This window comes from Synechococcus sp. RS9909 (genome assembly GCF_014279595.1).
GTDB lineage: Bacteria > Cyanobacteriota > Cyanobacteriia > PCC-6307 > Cyanobiaceae > Synechococcus_C.
Genome location: NZ_CP047943.1, coordinates 1,088,879 through 1,110,308, shown reverse-complemented (window position 1 = coordinate 1,110,308; position 21,430 = coordinate 1,088,879). Strand labels below are relative to the sequence as shown.

Here is a 21,430-nt window from a genome sequence, read left to right as displayed (position 1 = left end):
AGCTGGGTCATTGAGCGGCCGGCGGGTGCTGATCAGGAAGGGGACTGGAGCCCTGCGAGTCGGTGCATGGACTGTTCTGGCCCTGCTCCTGGTGTGGCTGCTGTTGCGGCTGCGGATCGAATGGGCCTGGTTTGGCCAGTTCCAGTTGCAGAGCGTGCTTGCTCTGCGCTGGCTGCTCCAGACCCTCGCCTTCGCTGGCGCCGCCCTGTTCGCCGCTACCACGTGGTTGTGGCGCCGGCGCTGGTTGCGGCTCGCCGAGCCTGAACCCCACCCCAGACAGGCCATCGCGCAGGCCACGACTCCGGGACTGTGGGCGCTGCAGGGCTGGCGTTACGGACTCGCCCTCACCGCCTGTCTGCTGGTGGCGGCCTCGAGTCTGACGATGGCGCTGCGGCTCACCTGGCTGGCCCTGGTCGATCCCTTTGCCCTGAGTCAGTGGTGGAGCGTGCCGATCCAGCCCGGCTGGCCGGCCGGCGTGGCCCTGGTGCTCCTAAGTATGAGCCTGGGGCTGGGCCTCAGGCCGAAGGGTGGCCTTCAGCTGGCCCAGGGGCTCGGCAGCATCTGCCTCTGCATCACTGCGGGGCGCGCCTGGGGGCTCTGGGCGCTGGCACTGACGATCCCATCCCTGGGCGAACGCGAACCCCTGCTCGGCGCCGATGTGAGCTTCGGCCTCGGACGCTATTCGGCGATCGCCCTCGGCCTGGAACTGCTGCTGATCCAACTGCTGCTCACCCTGAGCACCAGCCTCTGGGCCCGTCTCAGCCGCATCCCCGGACTGACGGACTGGGCCTTTCCAGGCCTCAACCGGGCGGAACGACAACGGTTGCGCCCCCTGCTCGCTCTGGTGTGCCTGCTGTTCGCGGCCCTGCTCTGGCTGTCACGCCATCAGTTGCTCTGGTCGCAGGATGGCGTGGTGGCTGGCGCCGGCTGGCTCGATGTGCATCTCGTGCTGCCCCTGCGGCAACTGGCAGCGATCGCCTTTGCCCTGTTGGCGGTGCTGGTGGTGCCGATCCCGGGGGCAATCCGGCGCCGACGCCTGCGTCTGATCGTGGCAACCGTGGCGGCGCTGGCGCTGTTGGCGGAACTGTTGCTGGTGCCACCGATGCAGTGGCTGGTCGTGAAGCCGCGGGAACTGATGCTGGAAACGCCCTATCTGGAGCGGGCGATTGCCGCCACCCGGCGGGCCTTTCAACTCGACGCGATCAGCAGCCGGGAGATCAATCCTTCCCCGCGCTTGCAACCGGCCGATCTGGAGAAAGGGGCGAGCACCCTGCGCAACATCCGCCTCTGGGACAGCCAACCGCTGCTGGCCACCAACCGCCAGTTGCAGCAGCTGCGGGTGTACTACCGCTTTTCCAACGCGGCGGTGGATCGCTATCAACTCCAGAACGACACCGACAGCCGCCAGCAGGTGATCCTGGCGGCCCGGGAGCTGGATCAGGCCTCCCTGCCCGATCGCTCCCGCACCTGGCTGAACCGCCATTTCGTGTTCACCCATGGCTTCGGCTTCACAATGAGCCCGGTGAACACCCGGGCTGCCGATGGCCTGCCGGAGTATTTCATCAGCGATCTGGGTCTCTCGACCCGAATTGAAGGCAACCCCGCCCTGCAGATCAGCGCGGCCGACGTGAAAGAGCATGTGCCGATCGGCCGGGCCGCGCTCTATTTCGGGTTGTTGCCATCGCCCTACGCCGTGGCACCGACGACGGTGGAGGAGTTTGATTTCCCCGAAGGCGATCGCAACATCTACAACCACTACTCCGGAGCTGCCGGGGTGCCTCTGCGCACCGGCCTGGATCGCGTCGCAGCAGCGGTGTATCTCAAGGAACCGCGCCTGCTGAACACCGGCTCCTTGACCTCGGAATCCCGGCTGTTGCTGCGCCGGGATGTGAAAAGCCGGGTGAAGGCCCTGGCGCCCTTTCTGCAGTTCTGGGGTGAACCCTATCTGGTGTCGGTGCCGATCCCGGCGGACACAAGCGGATACGACAGCGAGCAACATCAATATTGGATTGTCGATGGCTTCACCACGTCGAACACCTATCCCTACGCCTCGAGTCTTCCCGATGGCCGGCCGCTGCGCTATGCGCGCAATGCGGTGAAAGCGGTGGTGGATGCCTACAACGGCAGCGTGCATCTCTACGTGCAGGAACCGAACGACCCGATCGTGCGGGGCTGGCAGCGCCTGTTTCCCCAGCTGTTTGAACCGATCAGCGCTCTGCCGAGCACTTTGCGACAGCATCTGATGGTGCCGCCCAGTCTGTTTGAACTTCAGGTGCAGCAATTACTTCGCTATCACGTCACCAACCCGCGCATCTTTTACAGCGGCGATGACGTGTGGCAGGTGCCGCTGGAGCTCTATGGCAAGCAGCAGATTCCTGTGGCTCCGTATCACATCACAGCCCAACTGAGGGCGAATGAAGCGTCGGAATTCCTGTTGTTGCAGCCCCTCACCCCCCTGGCCCGCCCGAATCTTTCAGCCTGGCTGGCGGCCCGTAGCGACGATGAGCACTACGGCGAGCTGGTGTTGCTGCGCTTCCCCTCCGACGTGCCGATCTTCGGTCCGGAACAGATCCAGGCCCTGATCAATCAGAACCCGGCGATCAGTCAACAGTTCGGACTGTGGGATCGGGCCGGATCGGAGGTGGTGCAGGGCAATCTCCTGGTGGTCCCCCTGGGGAATGCTCTGTTGTATGTGGAGCCGGTGTATCTGCGGGCCCGTCGTGGCGGCCTGCCGACCCTGACCCGGGTGGTGGTGAGTGATGGCAGTCGTGTGGCGATGGCCGCGAATCTGATTGAAGGCCTGAATGCCCTGATGACCGGACGGGTGGAAGGGGCTTTGGTGCAGGAGCTGTCGCGCTCATGAAAAAGCCGCCCCGTGGGGCGGCTGCAGTGCTTCAGACATCAAGACGACTTGCAGGCGTCTGTCAGTTGACAGCTGCGAAGAACTCCTTGGAACCGACGGGATCGGGCTTCATGGTCTTCTCGCCAGGGGTCCAGTTGGCGGGGCAGACCTCATCGGGGTGCGACTGCACATACTGGAAGGCCTGGAGCACACGCAGGGTTTCATCAACGTTGCGGCCCACGGGCAGGTTGTTGATGGTGGCGTGCATGATCACGCCTTCGGGGTCGATGATGAACAGACCGCGGAGGGCAACGCCTTCCTCTTCATCGAGCACGTTGTAAGCGCTGGCGATCTCTTTCTTGAGGTCAGCGACGAGGGGATAGGCGATGTCACCCAGACCACCCTGATTGCGGGGGGTCTGGATCCAGGCGAGGTGGCTGAACTGGCTGTCCACCGACACGCCCAGCACTTCGGTGTTCTTGCTGGAGAAATCAGCGTAGCGATCGCTGAAGGCGGTGATTTCCGTCGGGCAGACGAAGGTGAAATCGAGGGGGTAGAAGAACAGCACCACATACTTGCCGCGGTACTGAGACAGGGAGATCTCCTTGAACTCCTGGTCAACCACTGCGGTGGCGGTGAAATCAGGGGCCTGTTGGCCCACACGCAGGCAGCCGTTGGCGGTCATGATGAGGGGGCGAAGGTGCAGCAACGGGAGCGCCAGGACTGAATCGAAACCAAGTCGAAGTCGAAACGACTTCCAGTTGCTCCTGACAATTTATCACGGTCAACCGCGCTGCTGCGGTCCTTTGGTGTACGGCAAGCCGGAAGGCCCCATTACAGTGAAACCATGATGAAACGCTCGATGGCCTGGGATCAGGCCCTGCTCCGCAAGTTCAGCAGCACTGGCCATTACCGCCTGCTCAACCAGGTGCGCAGTGAACTGAAGAATCAGCCCCTCAACCGGGATCCGAAAACCCAGGAGCTTGCCCTGAAGGCGATGCCCCATCGGGGCCAGTCGGTCCGAGGGTACCGACGACCTAATGCCCTGGAATCAGGCTCTAACGACCCCTTGCTGTCGAACCAGGCCAACGACACCAATGACACCCCACGCTCCTTCCGGGAACGCCTCAACGCCATCGAGATGCGCTGAGGTTCCGCCTCAGCCCGACGGCCAGCTGCGGGGATCGATGCCCAGATGGTCATGATCAGCCGCCACAAAGCTGGGACTCAAACCAGTGAGACGCTGCCGCTCATAATCGGCGAGAATCCTTAATCCCACAGGCATCAACATCACCAAGGCCACCAGATTCACCAACGCCAGCAGCCCCATGGTGAGATCAGCAAAACCAAACACCGTGGCAAGGTCCTGACTGGCCCCCCAGATGATCAACACCAGGGTGACGAATCGCAACCCCTGAAACAGGGTTTGGTTGGAATCACTGAAGTAATTCAGAGCATTTTCACCGAGGTAGTAGTTGTAGATGATGGACGTGAAGGCAAACAACACCAGGGCGACGGTGATGAAGGCCTGTCCCCACCAGCCCATCGTGTAGCCCATCGCCTGTTGGGTGAGGGTGACCGCCACCGCGTCGCCATCCGGTTGATACAAGGGCGTCACAAGGATGAGAAAGGCGGTGCAACTGCAGAGAACGATGGTGTCGATGAACACACTGAATGCCTGAATGATCCCCTGCTCCACCGGATGCTTCACATACGCCACAGCCGCCACGTTGGGGGCACTGCCGAGACCGGCTTCGTTGGAGAACAAACCGCGTTTGACACCGAACATCACCGCCGCTCCGATCCCCCCACCCAGGGCTGACTTCAACCCGAAGGCGCCCCGCACAATCTCAGCCAACACGCCAGGAATTTCACTGGCATGGATGACCAACGACACCAGCGCCAGCAGGAAGTAGCCGATCGCCATGAACGGCACCACCACCTCCGCCACCTCGGCGATCCGCCGCACCCCCCCGAAGATGATCACGCCCAGCACCACCATGAGCGTCGCACCACTAATGGAGGGTGGAACGCCAAAGGTGTCGGCCAGGGCGCTGGCCACCGTGAACGACTGCAGCGCATTGAAACCAAGGCCGAAGGTGAGTAGCAACAGCAGAGAAAAAAGCAGGCCCATCCAGCGCAGGCCGATACCGCGCTCGATGTAATACGCCGGTCCGCCTCGATAGGTGCCATCCACCTCGGCGATTTTGAACACCTGGGCGATCGTGCATTCAAAGAAGCTGGTGGCCATGCCGATCAAACCGGTGACCCACATCCAGAACACAGCACCCGGGCCGCCGAGGCTGATGGCCACAGCGACTCCGGCAATGTTGCCACCGCCCACCCGACCGGCGACGCTGAGCACAAGCGCCTGAAAGGAGCTGAGGTGATTGCCCTCCTGTTGAAAGGCGCGGCCCAGCAGTGCAAACATCGCTCCGAAGTAGCGAAATTGCACCCAGCGGGTGCGTGCACTCAAGACCAGACCGATCGCCAGGAGGGCGACGATCAGCACCCGTCCCCAGAGCCAATCATTGAGAACATCCAACGCTGCAAAGCCTCAACAAGTCCCACACCTTGCCTCGGCAACGCCCTGATGTCCGTTCGTTCTGTCACCACTCGAAGCAATCGTTGGATCCTGCTCCTGGCCTGGCTTCTCGGGGCGGAGGCGATCGGCGCCAACAAGGCGTCCGAGCACTGCCTCAGGCTTCAGGAGCAGCGGGATCAATGGGCGCGTCAGGCCTGGCGGGAGGAAGTCAAGCTGGTGCACAAACGGCGCTTGAAGCTTTGTCCGCAGCTGGAGAGCCTCGCCAACCAGGGAGCTGAAGCCAGTGCCAACGCGCCAAGCCCAGGCCAGCGGATGCGACTGGATTACGGCGCCTATGCACGCTGCCGGCGGCAGGCGGAGGTGGATCTGAAGGCCAGCCAACCCGTGCTGTACACCAACGATCAGAACGTTCCGTTCTTCACCGTCAACGGCGCTGAGGCTGCTCGCCAGGCCGATGCTCTCCGCAAGGCGGCGAACGACGCCTGCCCCTGACGGCACCGCTAGAACCAGAGCATGCCGCCATGCGCTGCAGCGTGAAAGAAACATCAGGTCAGCGACAGACAGAACAAGCGTCAACGGGCCTGAAATTGGCGTCTGCACTCCTCCAGCGTGATCACGCAAGCCACATCACCATCGCCGGTGATCACGCGATAGACCTGGCCGGTGGCCATGCACTTGGTGCGGGCATTCAAGAAGGCGCGAAATTCAGTCTTGCATTCGATTTCAGCCGTCCAGCCCGCTGGCGACATCCGTTCGATCGTGAACATGGCAGTCTCCGATCTCTGCACCATGCCGCGCAGCACTGCGGAGTGGCCCAGATTTCAGGCTGTTTTTGGGATCGGATCGGATTCGCAACGCCTTCGCCGGCGCCAGATCAGCACGCAGCGATCGCATCATCCGGAGCTTCCTGCATTGAAAAGGGCCAACTCGATCGACCAGGACTGCGTCGTTCCCGGATTGTTCCTTGCATCGGCAGCGGCGCGATTGTCTGTTATGTTGCACATAACAACTCACCTGTTGCCATGCTCACCGGATCTGAACTGCTCACCAAGGTCAAGGAACTCAGCGACGTGTCCAAATCGGATCTCGTGCGCGCCTGCGGCTATGTGAGCACCAAAAAAGACGGCGGTGAGCGCCTGAATTTCACTGCTTTCTACGAAGCGCTTCTGGAGGCCAAAGGCGTCAGCCTCGGTGATGCTCCGAGCAAGGGGATCGGCAAAGGGGGTCGCAAACTCAGCTACATCGCCAAGGTGCAGGGCAACGGCAATCTGCTGATCGGCAAGGCCTACACGGTCATGCTCGATCTCGAACCCGGCGATGAATTCGAAATCAAGCTGGGTCGCAAGCAGATCAAACTGATCCCCATGGGTGCCGTGGATGAGGACGCCAACGAGGGCGATGCCGGCGACGTGGTGAGCGCAGCCTGAAGCGTCAAGCTTCGGATTTGAAGCCTCACAGACTCCCGGTCGGCCTCCCAGGTTGACCGGTTTTTTTATGGCGGAACTCACCCCAGCTCGCCATGCAACAGGTTCATGGTGCTTTGAATCTCGTTGGTGAGCCGTGCATCCACCATCAGGACCTCGGCGAGATTGCTGAGGATGTTCAGCTCATCATCCTGATAGGGACCATCGGAGCGCATGATTTCCGCTGCCATCGCATAGGCCGTGCGTCGTTGCTGCGGATTGAGGGCTTCTGAAGCTGTCACCATCAACCGTTGCGCACCTTGTTGCCTGAGCGCCTGCAGCAACTCATCCATGAGGCTTACCATCTTGCCTGCGGGGTAGGTGGCAAAGGGTTGGCGATAGTCGAGTGCATGACGCAAGCTGCGTGAGCCTGCCTGCGTGAGCGTTCCATCCCAGGACACAGCGGCCAGGGCGATGGCGGCGAATGCTTTGGAGCTATCCATGGGCACCAGAACCTGATCAAGGTGGTCCCGTTCTGGCCCATGGTCAGACTCAGCTGGTGTGCCCATTGCCACAGAAGAGCCCGCCAGAGCAGCTGCGGTTCTGGAGCGATTGCTGCAGAGTCTGTGCATAAGCAAGCCGCAACTCCGATGAGCGACGAACAGGTCCATCCCCTCTACCGCACCGATCGGGACTCGGTGGATGCACTCCTGGGTCACACCGGTGACCCGGGCCCGGAGCAGCTCACCCGCGCTGCCATGTTGATGATTCGCTACAAGGATTTTCCCGGTGCCCAGGACATCCGAGATGACCTGGAGCGTTGCCTCACGCTCTGGTCATTGAAGCAAGAGGACCTCAATCTCCGCTGCCGCGAGATCTGGGCCAGCGGCTGGAGACCTGGTCAGGCTGCTTCCAGCGAAGTGGGATCCGGCGCCGATGTGCAGGAGCAGGATGGGATCTGAAACGCATCGCCTAGCCTCTGGACTGATGCCGATGTCCATGCGTTCCCTAACCCGCGCCGCAGTGATCTGCGCCAGTGGCTGCCTGCTCACGATGGCAAAGCCCGCCTTCGCTCAGAGCTGCCAGTTCCTGACCCCCGTGGGCGGGAACGGTGTCACCGACATCGTGACCAAAACAATCAGCCCAGGCAATCCGCTGCCCTTCAGTCGCCCCAACTGGAACACGGATTTCTTCGTGACCCAGCCCTTCAGCTCCTACAAGCTGTTCTTCACCGCCAATTCGTCGGTGAGCGCCACCTATCCGATCCAGGCCTATCTCAAGTTCACCGATGGCTCGAACCTGCAGGTGGTGAATGATTCCCTCACTCCTGGCGTTGGCACGGGCCGTCAGTGGGATGTGCAGGCGGTGCCCGGCAAAACCGTGAGCCAGGTGAACTTCAAGATCGGTGCCACTGCCGATCAGGCCGCCACCGGTTTCACTTACCGCATCTCCGTGCAGGGCTGCAGCTGAGCCTGGCAAGGCTCCTAGCTCAGCCCAAGCGCCCGGGCGTGATGGCGCAAGTGGTTGTCGATCACACTGGCCACGAAGAAATAGCTGTGGTCGTAGCCCTCGTGCAGGGTGAGCGAGAGCGGCTGGCCGCAACGCGCAGCCGCTTCCTTGAGGTCGTTCGTGCGCAGTTGCTCCTCGAGGAAGGGATCGGCTGAGCCGACATCCACAAGCAATGGGTCATCGCGACGATGACCATCCTCAAGCAGGGCCACGCAGTCCCAGGCACGCCAGCTGGCCCCCGACCCTGGGTGGTACGGATCGCCTGGCAGAGATTGGTCTTGCCGGAGCGGCAGAAGCGACAGCTGCCGCATTCCGGTGTGTAGAGCGGAATCACGTGATCGCCGACGGCCACGGAGTTCACGCCCTCGCCGATCTCCACCACCACGGCGCCGCCTTCATGGCCCAGCACCGCAGGGAAAAGCCCCTCGGGATCAGCTCGCGACAGGGTGTAGGCATCGGTGTGGCAGACCCCTGTGGCCACCACTTTCAGCAACACCTCTCCCGCCTGAGGCGGGGCCACCTCGATCTCGGTGACCTCCAGTGGTTCTCCGGCAGCCCAGGCCACGGCAGCTCTGGCGCGAATCAAGGGCAGATGTTGATCGGCTCACCCTTCATCTTGGCCCTGATCGGCGCGTGTCACGGCACCATCACGCGCGGTGACAGGTTGAGATAGCGACTACGCCTTGCTCTCCCGCGGCTAGGCCCTGGAATCGGTCAGGCTGGAGCCACTTGCGCTTGCCCTTTATGTTGCGCCTGATTCGCACCTGCTGCGCAGCACTTCTGGTGTTGGTTGCCGCTGCGGCACCGGCCTGGGCCCAGTTCAGCTTGCCACCGTTGCCCTACCCAGTGGAAGCCCTGGAACCGGCGATCGACGCCAGCACCATGACGCTCCATCACGATCGCCATCACGCCGCTTACGTGAGCAACCTGAATGGCCAGATCAGGGCCAACCCTGCCTTGCAATCCCTGGATCTCGAGACACTCCAGGGGCAGATCTCCCGCTTCCCGCTCGCAGTGCGTAACAACGGCGGTGGACATTGGAATCACAGCCAATTCTGGGCAGTGATGGCACCGCCAGGCGAGGGCGGGATGCCCTCAGACGATCTGTTGGCAGCAATCACCTCGAGCTTTGGATCGCTGGACGCCATGAAAAAGGAATTCTCGCAAGCTGCCGCCAGCCGATTCGGTTCTGGCTGGGCCTGGCTGATCCGCACCGACGACGGAAACCTGGCGATCACCAGCACAGCCAACCAAGACAATCCCTTGATGGACCTCCCGGGGATCGAGAGCGGTACGCCGCTGCTCGGCCTCGATGTCTGGGAGCATGCTTACTACCTCAAGTATCAAAATCGCAGGGTTGACTACATCAGTTCTTGGTGGGATCTGGTGAACTGGACTGAGGTGAACCGACGCTATAACCAGGCACTCGCATGACATCAACCGATCACGGAACCACACCCACACTCCTGCTGATCCATCCGATTGGTGTGGGGCTCTCCTCACGGTTCTGGGACCGCTTCATTCAACGCTGGCATCGAGACAGTCCCGACACTGAACTGCTGGCTCCCGATCTGATCGGATGCGGCAACGCGCCCTGCTCCACCGCACCGCTCTCACCCAACGACTGGGCGCAACCACTCGTCAGCCTGCTAAAGGAGCGCAACGCAGGTCCAGTGGTGCTCGTGACCCAGGGCAGCTCCCTGCCCATCGCCCTGGCCTTGATCCAGCAGGCCCCGGAATCGGTGAGCGGATTGGTGGCCATCAGTCCGCCGGGCTGGCGGGTGCTGCAGGAACCCTTCCCGATCGAGCGCTCCCAGCGGCTCTGGCGCTGGTTGTTCCAAGGCCCGATCGGCAACCTCTTCTATCGCTACGCGAGGCGACGCAGTTTTCTGTTGTCGTTCTCTAAAAAGAACCTGTTTGCCGATGCAGACGCGGTGGATGAGGAATGGCTGGAGACCCTCAGGCAGGGATCGCGCGCGATGGAGAGCCGATGGGCCGTGTATTCGTTTCTGGCGGGATTCTGGCGGCGTGACTGGGACCCCCAACTCACCCAGCTGAGCCTCCCTCTGCTGGTGGTGTTCGGCCGTTCGGCAACGGGCATCGGCCGCTCGCGCGACTGGGATGATGTCGATCAGCGCCTCGCCACCTACCGGCAGAAACTGCCTGCTGCAGCGATCGAGACCATCGCCGGCCGCAATGTGCTGCCTTACGAATCGACGGAAGCCTGCGTGCAATGCGTCAGCACCTGGCTCAGGGAACGCGAGCGCCAGCTGGCGCCCAGCTGCTGAGCCGCTCCCACCCGTTGGTGGTGGAGCCCGCTGACGATGTCGCCATGGAGGCGATCAGTGGCCTGGAACCTGAGTTGGCAGCGCCCGCCCACCTAATTGTCGTCAAACAGTCAAGCCGCACGACTGCGCGATCTCAGCGATTTGCTCCGCTGATGTGCATGATCTGATTCGCTTTTGTAACGTCAGGCTGCAAGCGGAGCGGTAGATAAACTCCACGAAATCTTCTGAAACCATTCAGTCGAGATCGGCCACCTCTCTGAGGCTAACAACTGAATCGCGGGAGATACAATACTCAGCAATGAGTATGCAGGAACTGCAATGAGTCGGGGCTTCTCCAGTGGCAATCCCCCGACACCCTCTGCCTCCATTCGCTGTCGCGTCATCATTCTGGCGCTCATTGGCGTCTGAGGCTTCGCATTCAGGCCCCTAGATGCTGATCAGCGGAATTCAGTAATCGCTTTCCACTCCGCCTTGACGCCAATATCGGGCACGCCTGATTCCTTGTTGATTTTCTCCATCCATTTGGTTCTCACCATCCTGTGACCCTTGAGAACCTGACGCATCCCTGCAGGCGCCTGGGCGGCCGCACACGAGGATCCGCCATCCAGGCAAGGGCTGCGATGGCTGTTCTCAGCCTGGATGCTGCAGGCTCCAAGCAGGAGCATCAACGGCAGAGCCGTACCTGGCCTCATCGCCTCTGCTGATCCTGCTCCCAGATCCGCTCGAGGGCCTGCCGGGCAGCGTCCGTGTCGGTTCGATTGGTGCTGGCCTTCCCCCGTTGTCGCCAGGCGCTGGTGAGTCGCCAGAACTTCACGCCGGCCGAGAGGGCCACCAGCGCCCAGGGCAGCAGCAACCAGAGGGGATGGGCCATCACGTTCCTTGCTGTGCCCTTCGGCAGCGTTTGGTCTGCTGATGCTGGCGAAACGCCCACTGGTTGCCCTTGACCGCCATGCCGCAGTGCTCGCAGATCGTCACAGGCGTTTGTTTGTGCCAGTGGGGGCTGCGTTCACCCACCAACTCGCGCCGGGCAGGATCGATTCCTCTGCCCTGCTGGTAGCGGGTCAGCGCCGGTGCGGTGGTGACGAACCCCGTGTCCAGACAGCGGAAGAGCAGCAACTGGCCCCGCAGGTTCTGCGTGTTGAAGCTCGTGGTCATCCAGATCACCGTTGCCACTACCCATGGTGCCTGCTGAGGAGCCTTGCCGCTATCGGTGCTGACTTGCTGGCAGGCCTGTTGGGGTTGTCTGGGGCTCACGGAGATCCTGTTGCCTGGCCGGTTTTGGTCAATGACGCGATGGCTTCAATGGTCAGTGCTGGTCAGGGTGGTAGCGGCAGGTTTGGCCGCTTGTCCCGATGACGGATCCATGTCCGCATCACCGGGTTTCGCTTGGTGAATTTCCGAATCCAGGAGACATTTCTGGAGACTTTTCGATGAGACACCAGTCATAGCGGAGAAAAAAGGCTGAAATCTGTCGGCTTTTACCCGATTGGTCCTGAGTTCGAATCTCAGGCGACCCATTTCAGTTAGCACCCGGATTCTGGGCCAAAACCCCTGCCTTTCAAGGGTTTTGGCCCCGTCAAGATCCTTGGGGCGTGACTGACACCGCCCGGGTGCGGATTGTCGTGATCGCCGGGGAGCGCTGCTTGATCCGCAAGGGCTCCGGGGTTTGGCGGAGGCGGCAAAAACCTGATCCGGGCAGCCTGCTTACGATTGAGTTGCCCCCATCTGGCAGCCGCCATGCCGACAACCAGCCAGCTGGATTGGGCGGACTGCCCGGCGGTCGAACGGAATCCCCAGCGCGTCAGTGGTGTCTGGGTGTTCCGTGGCACGCGGATTCCGGTGGCGGCTTTGTTTCAGAACCTGGAGGACGGCGTTTCTCTGGACGAATTCGTGGAGTTCTTCCCGGGAGTGACGATCGAGCAGGCGCGAGACGTGCTGGAGCACGCTGCCAGAAGCACTTCTGTAGCCCCGGCGTAGTGCGCATTCTGTTTGACCAGGGAACACCGGCACCGTTGCGTCGAGCGCTAACGGCGCACGAGGTAATGACGGCTTACGAGAGGGGTTGGTCGACCGTGACCAATGGCAAGCTGATCCGACTGGCTGAGCAGGAGGGCTTTGAGTTGCTGATCACCACGGACGCCAACCTCCGCTATCAGCAGAACCTGCGGGAGCGCAGAATCGCAATCCTGGTGCTCTCCACCACCAGCTGGCCACGCATTAAGGCTGCAGCCGACCAGGTGGTGGATGTGGTGGCTGATCTGCGCCCCGGCGAGTACTGCGAGATGACCATCCCCTGACGCCCCGGACGGAATGTGAGGCGAGGATCCACTCCACAGCGCGATGGCAGGACTCCACCAGGGCGATCGGATCACCTGGAGATCCCCGCGCGCAAGCACGGGTCAGCCGTGATCACCCTGCACGGCCAGGCCATCCGACTCATCTCCGTCCGTCGATCACGCCCTGAGTAAAGTCAGCTCTATGAACAGCTCTGATTTCGACCGATCCTTTGAGAGCGGCGATTCGGTGCTGAACGCGCTGGATCTGAACGCCGCCCGGCGCCCCCGTCTGCAGCAGAAGCGCGTCAATGTTGACTTTCCGCTCTGGATGGTCGAACAACTCGACCGTGAGGCGTCGCGCCTCGGCGTGACACGCCAATCGATCATCAAAGTGTGGCTGTCGGAGAGGCTGGAGCCCCCTCCCACGGCCGATCGATCGCAGACCACCGGCAACAGCTGACGCGGCGGGTCACCAGGTCCACCGGAACGCTCAGCAGATCCTCCAGCGCCAGCTTGAGGTCCATGACCTGCTCAAAGCTGGGGCTGGCCGGGAACTCCACCAACCAGCAGATCCAGATCGCTGCCCGGTCGCGCAAACCTGTGAATCACCGAGCCGAACACCTGGAGGCCCAGCCCGCCATGGCGATGCCGTGTCCACGCCAGTTCTCTCCATGGCTCGTCCCTCTGCTCCCTGCTGCGCAGTCCGCTTCCTGCTGATGCACGTCTGCCCGGCTGGCATCAAGGCCTATGGCCATGAGCGGCTCACCATCGCGATCGGTCGGCGCGGCAAGCCGGTCAAGAAGCTGCGCCTGATTCCTGCAGAAGATGCCCATGCGATGGCCCGGTCTTTCCAGGGAACCCCAGACACCACGATGTCGGTGATCTGAGCCACCTCGGGAGGCTATGCCTCCCGCCGGCCGGATTTCCGGCCGGTTGGCTCAGTGCTGATGCAAGTCCATGTCAACAATGCTCATAGAGGGGCAGCCCTGATGGTTTTTGGTCTGCGGGCATCGGTGGCTGGTGTGGCCGTCACCTTGATCAGCGCCAACCAGGTGATGGCGTTGACCTGGCGCGAGGAACCTTCCCTGAGGCCTTTGTTTGAAAAGGCCGGTGTGGATGGCACTTTTGTGCTGCTCGATGAGCGCGAACGCGCTTGGCGCGGCACCAACCGCCAGCGCGCTGAGCAGCGCTTTTCGCCTGCCTCCACCTTCAAGATCCCCAACAGTCTCATTGCGCTGTCGCTCGGGGTGGTGGCCAGCGTGGATCAGCTGATTCCTTACACGGGTGATCCCAATCCGTTCATGCGCGAGTGGCTCGAGCCGATGGGCATGCGTGGCGCGATCCGCGTGTCGAATGTGCCCCTTTATCAGGAACTGGCACGTCGCATCGGGCTAGCGCGCATGCAGGCCGCCATCCAGCGTCTTCACTACGGTAATGAGCAGATCGGAAGCAATGTCACCACCTTCTGGTTGCGTGGGCCCCTGGCGATCAGCGCCATCGAGCAGACGCAGTTTCTCGCTGGCTTAGCCAAGCGAACGCTGCCCTTCCCTGCGGCTGCGCAACAGCAGGTGGCGGAGATCACCCGCATCGATGGAGGACCAGGCTGGAGCTTGCATGCCAAGACCGGCTGGCAGAACGCGCCTGGAGCGGGTGTTGGCTGGTGGGTGGGCTGGGTGAAGCGGGGTGATCAGGTGTACCCCTTTGCCTTGAACATCGCGATGAACGGCTCGGCGGATGCGCCCAAGCGCGAGCAGCTCGGGCGGGAGAGCCTGAGGGCATTGAAAATCATTCCAACACCAAATCGCTAAAGACGGTTCGTCAATGGTTGGCGCAGCTCAGACACCCTTGGCATGGTGAGAGACCCAGGGCTTCCCCTCCGATGAGCTGGTCCGAGCTGGAGCGTTTTGTGGCCGATGTGGAGGCCGATCGTGCCCTGCAGCGGGCGCTCAAGCACTGCCGCTCCCGCGAGGAGCTGATCTCGCGGCACGGCGCCTCGGCTACCGGATCACGCGGATCGATCTGCAGCGCGCCTGGCAGGAGGAGCAGCGGGAACAGGAGCAGGCGGCTCAGGGATGCCATCAGCGCGTTTCACGGTCTCTGGGCCACTGGTGATGTCCGGAGCATCCTGGATGGATTCGCAGGTAGCGCAGCGGCACTGCGCTTCTTTTGCTGTGCGTGTCTTGCTCACTCTCCATTAACACTGCGCAAAGGCGCATCAACGCTGGGCTGACGTCATGGATCTGGCAACGACCAAGCCCTATGCCCAAAGCACTACCGAGGTGTTGCGCACACTGGGCAGCGACGCCGCCAGAGGCCTTGATGAGTCTGAGGCGCAGCGGCGTTTGCAGTGCGATGGCCCCAACCAGCTGAAAGAGAAGGGTGGAACGCCACCGCTGCTGCGCTTGCTTTGTCAGTTCAACAATCCACTGTTGATCACCCTGCTTGTTGTTGGAGGTGTGAAAGTCGGATTCGGCCACCCCCGTGATGCCTTGGTCATCATCAGTGTCACGGTGATCAATGCCGTCATCGGCTTTGTGCAGGAAAGCAAAGCCGAGGGTGCCATTGCAGCGTTGGCGAAAGCGGTGCGTACGGAGGTGGATGTGGTGCGCAGTGGTGTTCCGATGCGCGTTCCCTCCGAGGAGCTGGTTATCGGAGACCTGGTGCGGCTGGAGGCTGGCGTGAAGGTGCCAGCTGATCTGCGACTGATAACAGCACGCCAGCTGCAAACCGATGAATCAGCGCTCACAGGTGAATCGCTGCCCGTCGCGAAAGGCACGTTGGCTGTGGCTGCCGATGCCCCACTGGCTGAGCGGGTTGGCATGGCGTATGCGGGCACCTATGTCACTGGAGGTCAGGCCGATGGTGTTGTGGTGGCCACGGCCGATGCCACCGAAGTAGGCAGCATTTCGCGATCACTGCAGGAACAGATCAGTCTCAGCACACCGCTCACACGTCAGTTCGCGCGCTTCAGTCGCACGCTGTTAAAGGTGATTGTGGTGATGGCAGCGCTCACCTTTGCGGTGGGGCTGATGCGGGGACGTGGTGCCGACGAGATGTTCGATGGCGCTGTGGCTCTAGCGGTGGGTGCTATCCCCGAGGAATTACCCGCCATCGTGACGATCACCTTGGCGATTGGTGTGAAGCGCATGGCGCGCCGCCAAGCGATCATCCGCAAGTTGCCGGCAGTGGAAGCACTGGGCAGCACCACGGTGATCTGTTCCGACAAGACAGGCACGCTCACACAGAACCGGATGACGGTGCGCCACCTCTACGCCGGTGGCGAGCTCCTTGCTCTCGAGGAGCTATGGCCGGGGAACGGCGAGCCTGCGCAATCAGCCAGTGGGTTTGATCACCCCAACCTGGCGATGGAAGAAACCCTCCTGGCTGGTCTGCTCTGTAATGACGCCCGCCCGAGTGAGCGCGATATCTGGATGGGCGATCCAACGGAAACAGCGCTGCTGGCTGCCGCCCATTCCGTGGGGATGGATCACGGCCAGGCTCACGCCCGTCATCCGCGCCGCGACTCGATTCCGTTTGAATCCGAGCAGCAGTTCATGGCCACCTTGCATGGGAGTGAGCGGATCCTTCTCAAGGGATCCGTGGAAGCTGTTTTGCAACGTTGTAGCTCGCAACTTGACACTGCCGGGCACCCACAACCGTTGGATCGGGTGGCGATTGAAAAGGTCGTTACCGCCATGGCCTCACAAGGTGAGCGGGTGTTGGCCTTTGCCATTGGTGCGGCTCATCGCGATCAGGTCCAACTGGATCACTGCCATGTGAGCGCTGATCTGCGGTTCATCGGGATGCAGGGAATGCAGGATCCACCGCGCCCGGAGGCGATCAGGGCTGTGGCGGACTGTCAGAGCGCTGGCATTGCGGTGAAGATGATCACCGGTGATCACCTGCAAACAGCGCTGAGTATTGCCCGCCAGATCGGCATCAGCGATGGCGGCCAGGGCATCGATGGGCGGCAGCTCGCTCAACTCAGCCCGGATGATTTGGCAGCGCAGGTGCAAGAGGTGAATGTGTTTGCGCGGGTGGCCCCTGCTCAGAAGCTCGAGCTGGTGCGTGCGCTGCAGGCCAACGGCGAGGTGGTGGCGATGACCGGTGATGGGGTGAATGATGCACCTGCCCTGAAACAGGCCGACATCGGCATCGCGATGGGCAAGGGTGGTACGGAGGTGGCGCGTCAGGCCGCCGACATGCTGCTCACCGATGACAACTTCGCCACGATCGAAGCGGCCGTGGAGGAAGGGAGAACGGTGTATCTCAACCTGCGTAAAACCTTGGCCTTTGTACTGCCGGTGAATGGCGGGGCCTCGATGACGATCCTGCTCGGCGCCATCCTCGGCATGCCCCTGCCCGTCACTGCATTGCAGGTGCTGTGGCTCAATATGGTGTGCTCACTGACGATGTCGCTGGCGCTGGCTTTTGAGCCACCTGCGGCTGCCTTGATGACGCAACCGCCCCGCCCTCCGCAGCAGCCCCTGCTCACGCCAGCGCTGATCCGTCGTGTGGTGACGGTGTCGATGTTCAACTGGGCTGTGATCTTTGGACTGTTTCTGTGGGCTGAGATCACCACTGGCGATCTCGCATTGGCACGCACCATGGCGGTGCAGGGACTCGTTCTAGCCCATTTGGTGTATTTGATCAGCATCAGCCACTGGCATCGGCGCCTACCAGAGTTGCATCGCTTGGGGTGGCGCAGTGTGCGGGAAGCGCCGGCAGTACCACTCGGCATCACGGCCACCTTGATTGTTCAGTCGGTCTTCAGCCAAAGCGCTTGGATGAATACGTTTTTCGGCACACATCCCCTCAACCTGATGCAGCTGCTCGTCTGCCTTTTGCCGAGTGCCTTGATGCTGCCGGTGGCATACCTGGCTCACAGCGTGGATCCGGAGGTTCAGGTGGTGTGATTGGTGATGTCACCGCCAACTTGCTTCTTCCCGATGAGCTGGTCCGAGCTGGAGCGTTTTGTGGCCGATGTGGAGGCCGATCGTGCCCTGCAGCGGGCGATCGAGGAGGAGCGGCAGGAGCAACGCGGTGATCAGCCGGTAGCCCCAGATGAGGCCACCGCGCTGACGGGTGGCTGGGATGGCGCGCGGGAGCGGCTGTGATCACCACTCCGCTGCAACAGCAGAGCCAGAAGCTGCGGATCACCTACCGGGTGCTGTGGCCGAACGAAACCTCCCGGGTGTTCATCTCAGATGCCAGTCGCACGGATGCTCAGTTGCGCGTGGAGCGCTGGCAGCAGGCCTGGCGATCCTTCACTCGCTCGCAGTGGTTCCCGGCACCGTTGACCGCCGACCAAATGCAGGAGCAGGTGGAGCAGGTCCTGCGCCATTCCCATCCCCGCGCACTCGATCTCGTTGTGGAGCGAATCGAGGTGGTGCAGCGCTGAGGGGGCAACGAGGAGCGCGATCGCCAATTCGGTCTGGTTGCTGATGCCCTTGGTGCCACAGATCAGTTGTTGCGCTGCCAGACTCATCGGTCTCATGCTGCTCTGGCTGTCAGCCATGCCCGTCAACATCGAATGGCAGGACCAACACGGCCACTGGCATCACCACCAGAGCAAGCAGAACCAGACCGACGCTTATCGCGTCGCCATGCGACGAGCTGAATCCACCGGCAAACGTCATCGCCTGGTCGATGACTCAGGTCGGTTGCTGGAGCTGCTCGCCGCCTGAACTGGCGATGCAGCCCTCAGCTGCAACGGGCCGCTGCAGCAGCAATGGAAAGGCGATTTCTGTTTTACTGGATTTATAGATAAAAGCAGTGGTCGAGATTTGAGCTCTTGGATTGAAGATGTGGAGACGGAAAATAATTCAAGCTGGGATTTAAGTAAAAATTTATAGTGATAGATTTCAAGGCACCTCCGCAAACAATCCTTCCTCCACCATCTGCTGAAAATGCTTGGCGACCTGATCAGCGCGCCAGGGCTGCCGAACGAGCCAACCGGCTTCGAAGTTATGGCGCTGCGCCGTCTCGCTGAAGTTGGCACTGGTGACAAGGGCGCTTGATCGGTCTGTGTCGGCATCGGCGACCACAACCTTGGCGTGCTGATAACAGCGCTCAGCGCTGGATGAAGAAAGCCTTTGATCGACATACACAAGTGGCTTGGCCGGCCAGGGCCACACCTCCTTGTCGAACCACTGCCGAATCATGCGCAGCGGCTCCGATCCCAGTTGATCCGCGATCTGGATCGGATGAAAGAACAACTCCACCCGTTGAAGCCTTCCGCTTAGCAGCCGGTCCGCGATTGACTCCAAAAGCTCCTGAAACTGATTGGAGAGACCGATGTTGTATGTCGCGATCAAGAGGCTGGTCTGTGCCTCTTGGATGAGCTGATCCACGGTGGCGAAAGTGTCAGCTGTCTTTGCATGGGCAGGCTCAGGCCCCGACCACACAAAGCTCCAGGCATCGCGCTCCCGCTGCAAGGCCTCCCGCTGATAAGCCAAGTGCTCAAGCACCATTGCCATCAACTGCGGGGACCCGCCCTCGCGCACGAGGTCATGCAAGAAAGTCTCTAACTGGCTGCGGCCATCGGCATTGAGCCCTGCCAGAACGCCCTGCCAACTGGTGGGCACATAACTGAGCTGCCGCAACTTTGCCGCTACTCCTCGCAAGGTCTGCCCTGGGAGGGTGAGTGTCATCAGTGGGCCTCAGGGTTGATGTAGCTCCAGAAGCTCGGGTCATCGGCGTCATCAACCACCGAAACGGTCCGGCTGACGAGGGCCCGGTCGAGGAACTCGTTGCGTTGCTCGCAGGAGGTTTCAGCGATCAACTCACAGCCATGACAAGCAGCGCCATGGGTTGGGCGGATATCGAATTCGTGGTTGGGATCATGCTCAGAGCAGAAGGGGTCGTTGCTGCAGAGCTGACCTCGCTCGAAGGCCCGTTCCAGGTAAGGAACGATCCGCTTGCCCGCATCAACCAGGCCACCCAGCGTGCCTTCAGAGCCCGATGAGCTCGTGAGCAAGAGAATGCCGTAACCGATCTCGGAGTTGGCGTAGATCCTTTCTCTGATTGAGCTGGAGCCATAGCCGCACTCCAAGGCCATTTCGGTGATCAGCAGATGGCTGAGGCTGTGGAGAAAGATGTACGGCGCTCCTGGGAACGGGAACTGATCAGTGTCGAGCCCCCGCGACTTGAGCCATTCGTTCTCAAAAGCCTTGCTGAACTGAGCAGCGCGGCTCATCACAGCATCACTGGACGCCCATGCCTTGATTGTGGCGGGATCGAACTCGATGAAGATTCCCTCCCCCTTGTTTTCTGAAGCGGGAAGCCAGCGCAGATCATTCGCTAGAGGAGCACGCGCGTTGCTCCTGCTGGTGTCGATTGGGAGTCCGCCAAGGCTGCTCGTGCGAGCCGTGAAACGGGTGAAACCCACCAAGGCCTGGACTTCTCGAAGGCGCCTGACGAGCAGAACGCGTTTGATCGCCTTCTGGAACCACTGTGGTGAATAGTCCGGGGTCCAGATCGCAGCATCAAAGTGACTGTCCTCTGCAGAGCTGGAGACCCCTTCCATCGGACCCACCAGAAGCCGCAGTTCCTCGTCCTTGGGTTGCGGAACCTCACCTGTTGGGCCTCCCCGCTGTGCCTCAATCGCTTTCCACAAGGCTGCAGGCTCAACTCCTTCGAAGACACTCTTCAACCTTGGGTTGAACTTCAGAGCCATCGGAATTTCTGCTTCTGACTCGATCGCCTCAAGGTCATCCTTCATTTCAGTGACCCGCTTGGCCAATCCACCTGCCTCTTCTGGCAGAGAGATCACCGAGATCGTCTCGCTGAAGTAGGCGTTCGTCGCTGAACGAACCAAGAGCCTGCTTGGGGTGGGCTTGCCATCCGTCTGGCATTTCTCGTCATCACGGCTGAAGCGACCCAACCAAGGGGTGTGGCCCTTGCATTCACCCAGCGGGTTCATCTCCTGGATCAAGGCGTCAGCCAACTTGCGGGTCACCCCGCTCTCCGACTGCACAAAAATCTGGGTGAAGTCGTTTCCGGTGCCAGCTTCCAGCAGATAAAGGCGTTCGGTGTTCTTGCAGCCGAACTGGCGGAAGCAGAAGTCGCGCCAGCGAATGTCGCTGAGGTGGCCATGGGGGCATGCCATCACGAAACGCACGGGCACCAGGGGGTGTTCGCCGTCTTGGTCTTGATACTTCTTCCAATCCTTGATGCAGCCGTCGTTGTAGTGCACCAACAGACGGGCTCTGCAGTTCACCCCGAAGGCCTGGCGATCAGGGATCTTTTTCTGCACCACCGACCATTCCGGGAAGCGCAACGCCTTGATTGAGCCACTGATGTTCTTCAGCGGATCGATCTCTTTCGGTGGCGTGCGCAGCTCCACGCGAGCAGCACCCGTGGCCTGTTGTGCCAGGCGCAGCAGGCGTGGTTCGTGGATCGGATCACAGCCGCGATCGTTCCAAAAATCGAGGCCACCGATCAGCACCGCATAGTCGGGGAGATCGACCATGGCCCCAGGGCCATACATCTGCAGCACTTGGCTCTGGCGGGCTTCCCCCAAGGGAGGTGGAGCTTGTTTGCGGCGGTTGCTAGCGGGCATGGTT

General features: G+C 61.4%; 27 protein-coding genes and 1 pseudogene. 18 read left to right on the top strand and 10 right to left on the bottom strand.

What is annotated here, in order from left to right:
• Positions 1-10 precede the first annotated feature (10 nt).
• Positions 11-2,863: a UPF0182 family protein gene (locus SynRS9909_RS05325; protein WP_007100071.1), complete on the top strand. Its 2,853-nt coding sequence runs from the start codon at positions 11-13 to the stop codon at positions 2,861-2,863.
• Positions 2,864-2,924: 61 nt separating this feature from the next.
• On the opposite strand, the gene SynRS9909_RS05320 is transcribed toward SynRS9909_RS05325, so the two are convergent.
• Positions 2,925-3,527: a peroxiredoxin gene (locus tag SynRS9909_RS05320; RefSeq protein WP_007100072.1), complete on the bottom strand. Its 603-nt coding sequence runs from the start codon at positions 3,525-3,527 to the stop codon at positions 2,925-2,927.
• A 162-nt stretch (positions 3,528-3,689) separates the two neighbouring features.
• On the opposite strand from SynRS9909_RS05320, the gene SynRS9909_RS05315 reads away from it, so the two are divergent.
• Positions 3,690-3,992 carry a hypothetical protein gene (locus SynRS9909_RS05315; RefSeq protein WP_038000716.1) on the top strand — a complete coding sequence of 101 codons (303 nt, stop codon included), beginning with the start codon at positions 3,690-3,692 and terminating at the stop codon, positions 3,990-3,992.
• A gap of 9 nt (positions 3,993-4,001) precedes the next feature.
• Here SynRS9909_RS05315 and SynRS9909_RS05310 read toward each other — a convergent pair whose 3' ends face one another.
• The gene (locus SynRS9909_RS05310) at positions 4,002-5,387 is read right to left on the bottom strand and encodes a sodium:alanine symporter family protein (protein ID WP_007100074.1); all 1,386 of its coding nucleotides are present in this window, start codon (positions 5,385-5,387) and stop codon (positions 4,002-4,004) included.
• 48 nt (positions 5,388-5,435) lie between these two features.
• Between SynRS9909_RS05310 and SynRS9909_RS05305 the strand changes: the two genes are divergently transcribed.
• Complete coding sequence (locus SynRS9909_RS05305) at positions 5,436-5,879, top strand: hypothetical protein (protein WP_007100075.1); 444 nt, start codon at positions 5,436-5,438, stop codon at positions 5,877-5,879.
• Between the two features lie 530 nt (positions 5,880-6,409).
• Complete coding sequence (locus tag SynRS9909_RS05300; RefSeq protein ID WP_007100077.1) at positions 6,410-6,814, top strand: AbrB family transcriptional regulator; 405 nt, start codon at positions 6,410-6,412, stop codon at positions 6,812-6,814.
• 77 nt (positions 6,815-6,891) lie between these two features.
• On the opposite strand, the gene SynRS9909_RS05295 is transcribed toward SynRS9909_RS05300, so the two are convergent.
• Entirely contained in the window at positions 6,892-7,293 is a 402-nt protein-coding gene (locus SynRS9909_RS05295; protein ID WP_038000718.1) for a tellurite resistance TerB family protein, read from the bottom strand.
• 147 nt (positions 7,294-7,440) lie between these two features.
• Here SynRS9909_RS05295 and SynRS9909_RS05290 point away from each other — a divergent pair, with 147 nt between their 5' ends.
• Together SynRS9909_RS05290 and SynRS9909_RS05285 are read left to right on the top strand one after the other, a co-directional pair.
• Positions 7,441-7,752 carry a DUF3288 family protein gene (locus tag SynRS9909_RS05290; RefSeq protein WP_007100079.1) on the top strand — a complete coding sequence of 104 codons (312 nt, stop codon included), beginning with the start codon at positions 7,441-7,443 and terminating at the stop codon, positions 7,750-7,752.
• Positions 7,753-7,777: 25 nt separating this feature from the next.
• Entirely contained in the window at positions 7,778-8,260 is a 483-nt protein-coding gene (locus tag SynRS9909_RS05285; protein WP_007100080.1) for a hypothetical protein, read from the top strand.
• Positions 8,261-8,274: 14 nt separating this feature from the next.
• Here SynRS9909_RS05285 and SynRS9909_RS05280 read toward each other — a convergent pair whose 3' ends face one another.
• Together SynRS9909_RS05280 and SynRS9909_RS05275 are read right to left on the bottom strand one after the other, a co-directional pair.
• Positions 8,275-8,511 (bottom strand): hypothetical protein, encoded by a 237-nt coding sequence (locus tag SynRS9909_RS05280; protein ID WP_240307837.1) that lies wholly within the window; start codon positions 8,509-8,511, stop codon positions 8,275-8,277.
• 23 nt (positions 8,512-8,534) lie between these two features.
• A pseudogene (locus SynRS9909_RS05275) lies at positions 8,535-8,885 on the bottom strand (alcohol dehydrogenase catalytic domain-containing protein); the annotation flags it as partial.
• Positions 8,886-9,043: 158 nt separating this feature from the next.
• Here SynRS9909_RS05275 and SynRS9909_RS05270 point away from each other — a divergent pair.
• Positions 9,044-9,733 carry a superoxide dismutase gene (locus tag SynRS9909_RS05270; protein WP_007100083.1) on the top strand — a complete coding sequence of 230 codons (690 nt, stop codon included), beginning with the start codon at positions 9,044-9,046 and terminating at the stop codon, positions 9,731-9,733.
• Positions 9,730-10,587 (top strand): alpha/beta fold hydrolase, encoded by an 858-nt coding sequence (locus tag SynRS9909_RS05265; RefSeq protein ID WP_007100084.1) that lies wholly within the window; start codon positions 9,730-9,732, stop codon positions 10,585-10,587. Before SynRS9909_RS05270 ends, SynRS9909_RS05265 begins: the two co-directional genes overlap by 4 nt.
• A gap of 437 nt (positions 10,588-11,024) precedes the next feature.
• Here the strand turns inward: SynRS9909_RS05265 and SynRS9909_RS13940 are convergent, their stop codons facing one another.
• From SynRS9909_RS13940 to SynRS9909_RS05255, 3 genes are all read right to left on the bottom strand, one after another.
• Entirely contained in the window at positions 11,025-11,150 is a 126-nt protein-coding gene (locus SynRS9909_RS13940) for a hypothetical protein (RefSeq protein ID WP_255479237.1), read from the bottom strand.
• A gap of 125 nt (positions 11,151-11,275) precedes the next feature.
• A complete protein-coding gene (locus SynRS9909_RS05260) occupies positions 11,276-11,458 on the bottom strand; it encodes a hypothetical protein (RefSeq protein WP_007100086.1) in 183 nt (60 codons plus the stop codon).
• Entirely contained in the window at positions 11,458-11,742 is a 285-nt protein-coding gene (locus SynRS9909_RS05255) for a hypothetical protein (protein ID WP_038000722.1), read from the bottom strand. The genes SynRS9909_RS05260 and SynRS9909_RS05255 overlap by 1 nt, the downstream gene beginning before the upstream one ends.
• Before the next feature lie 582 nt (positions 11,743-12,324).
• On the opposite strand from SynRS9909_RS05255, the gene SynRS9909_RS05250 reads away from it, so the two are divergent.
• The 10 genes from SynRS9909_RS05250 (at position 12,325) to SynRS9909_RS05205 (ending at position 18,550) form a co-directional block, all read left to right on the top strand.
• Positions 12,325-12,564: a DUF433 domain-containing protein gene (locus SynRS9909_RS05250; protein WP_007100088.1), complete on the top strand. Its 240-nt coding sequence runs from the start codon at positions 12,325-12,327 to the stop codon at positions 12,562-12,564.
• Positions 12,565-12,659: 95 nt separating this feature from the next.
• Positions 12,660-12,884 carry a hypothetical protein gene (locus tag SynRS9909_RS05245; protein WP_007100089.1) on the top strand — a complete coding sequence of 75 codons (225 nt, stop codon included), beginning with the start codon at positions 12,660-12,662 and terminating at the stop codon, positions 12,882-12,884.
• 181 nt (positions 12,885-13,065) lie between these two features.
• On the top strand, positions 13,066-13,323 hold the full coding sequence (gene brnA / locus SynRS9909_RS05240) for a type II toxin-antitoxin system BrnA family antitoxin (RefSeq protein WP_007100090.1): 258 nt from the start codon (positions 13,066-13,068) through the stop codon (positions 13,321-13,323).
• Between the two features lie 211 nt (positions 13,324-13,534).
• On the top strand, positions 13,535-13,750 hold the full coding sequence (locus tag SynRS9909_RS05235) for a hypothetical protein (protein ID WP_038000729.1): 216 nt from the start codon (positions 13,535-13,537) through the stop codon (positions 13,748-13,750).
• A gap of 102 nt (positions 13,751-13,852) precedes the next feature.
• Positions 13,853-14,671, top strand: a complete 819-nt coding sequence (gene blaOXA / locus SynRS9909_RS05230; RefSeq protein WP_007100094.1) for a class D beta-lactamase — start codon at positions 13,853-13,855, stop codon at positions 14,669-14,671.
• 71 nt (positions 14,672-14,742) lie between these two features.
• Positions 14,743-15,093, top strand: a complete 351-nt coding sequence (locus tag SynRS9909_RS14175) for a Nif11-like leader peptide family natural product precursor (RefSeq protein WP_240307701.1) — start codon at positions 14,743-14,745, stop codon at positions 15,091-15,093.
• Positions 15,094-15,097: 4 nt separating this feature from the next.
• On the top strand, positions 15,098-17,779 hold the full coding sequence (locus tag SynRS9909_RS05220; RefSeq protein ID WP_007100096.1) for an HAD-IC family P-type ATPase: 2,682 nt from the start codon (positions 15,098-15,100) through the stop codon (positions 17,777-17,779).
• A gap of 33 nt (positions 17,780-17,812) precedes the next feature.
• Positions 17,813-17,980 (top strand): hypothetical protein, encoded by a 168-nt coding sequence (locus SynRS9909_RS13935; protein WP_007100097.1) that lies wholly within the window; start codon positions 17,813-17,815, stop codon positions 17,978-17,980.
• Positions 17,977-18,264, top strand: a complete 288-nt coding sequence (locus tag SynRS9909_RS05210; protein ID WP_007100098.1) for a hypothetical protein — start codon at positions 17,977-17,979, stop codon at positions 18,262-18,264. Before SynRS9909_RS13935 ends, SynRS9909_RS05210 begins: the two co-directional genes overlap by 4 nt.
• Positions 18,265-18,379: 115 nt before the next feature.
• Positions 18,380-18,550, top strand: a complete 171-nt coding sequence (locus tag SynRS9909_RS05205) for a hypothetical protein (RefSeq protein ID WP_162858281.1) — start codon at positions 18,380-18,382, stop codon at positions 18,548-18,550.
• Positions 18,551-18,727: 177 nt separating this feature from the next.
• On the opposite strand, the gene drmC is transcribed toward SynRS9909_RS05205, so the two are convergent.
• Together drmC and drmB are read right to left on the bottom strand one after the other, a co-directional pair.
• Positions 18,728-19,516: a DISARM system phospholipase D-like protein DrmC gene (gene drmC, locus SynRS9909_RS05200; protein WP_050752431.1), complete on the bottom strand. Its 789-nt coding sequence runs from the start codon at positions 19,514-19,516 to the stop codon at positions 18,728-18,730.
• A complete protein-coding gene (gene drmB, locus SynRS9909_RS05195; protein WP_007100101.1) occupies positions 19,516-21,426 on the bottom strand; it encodes a DUF1998 domain-containing protein in 1,911 nt (636 codons plus the stop codon). The genes drmC and drmB overlap by 1 nt, the downstream gene beginning before the upstream one ends.
• Positions 21,427-21,430 lie beyond the last annotated feature (4 nt).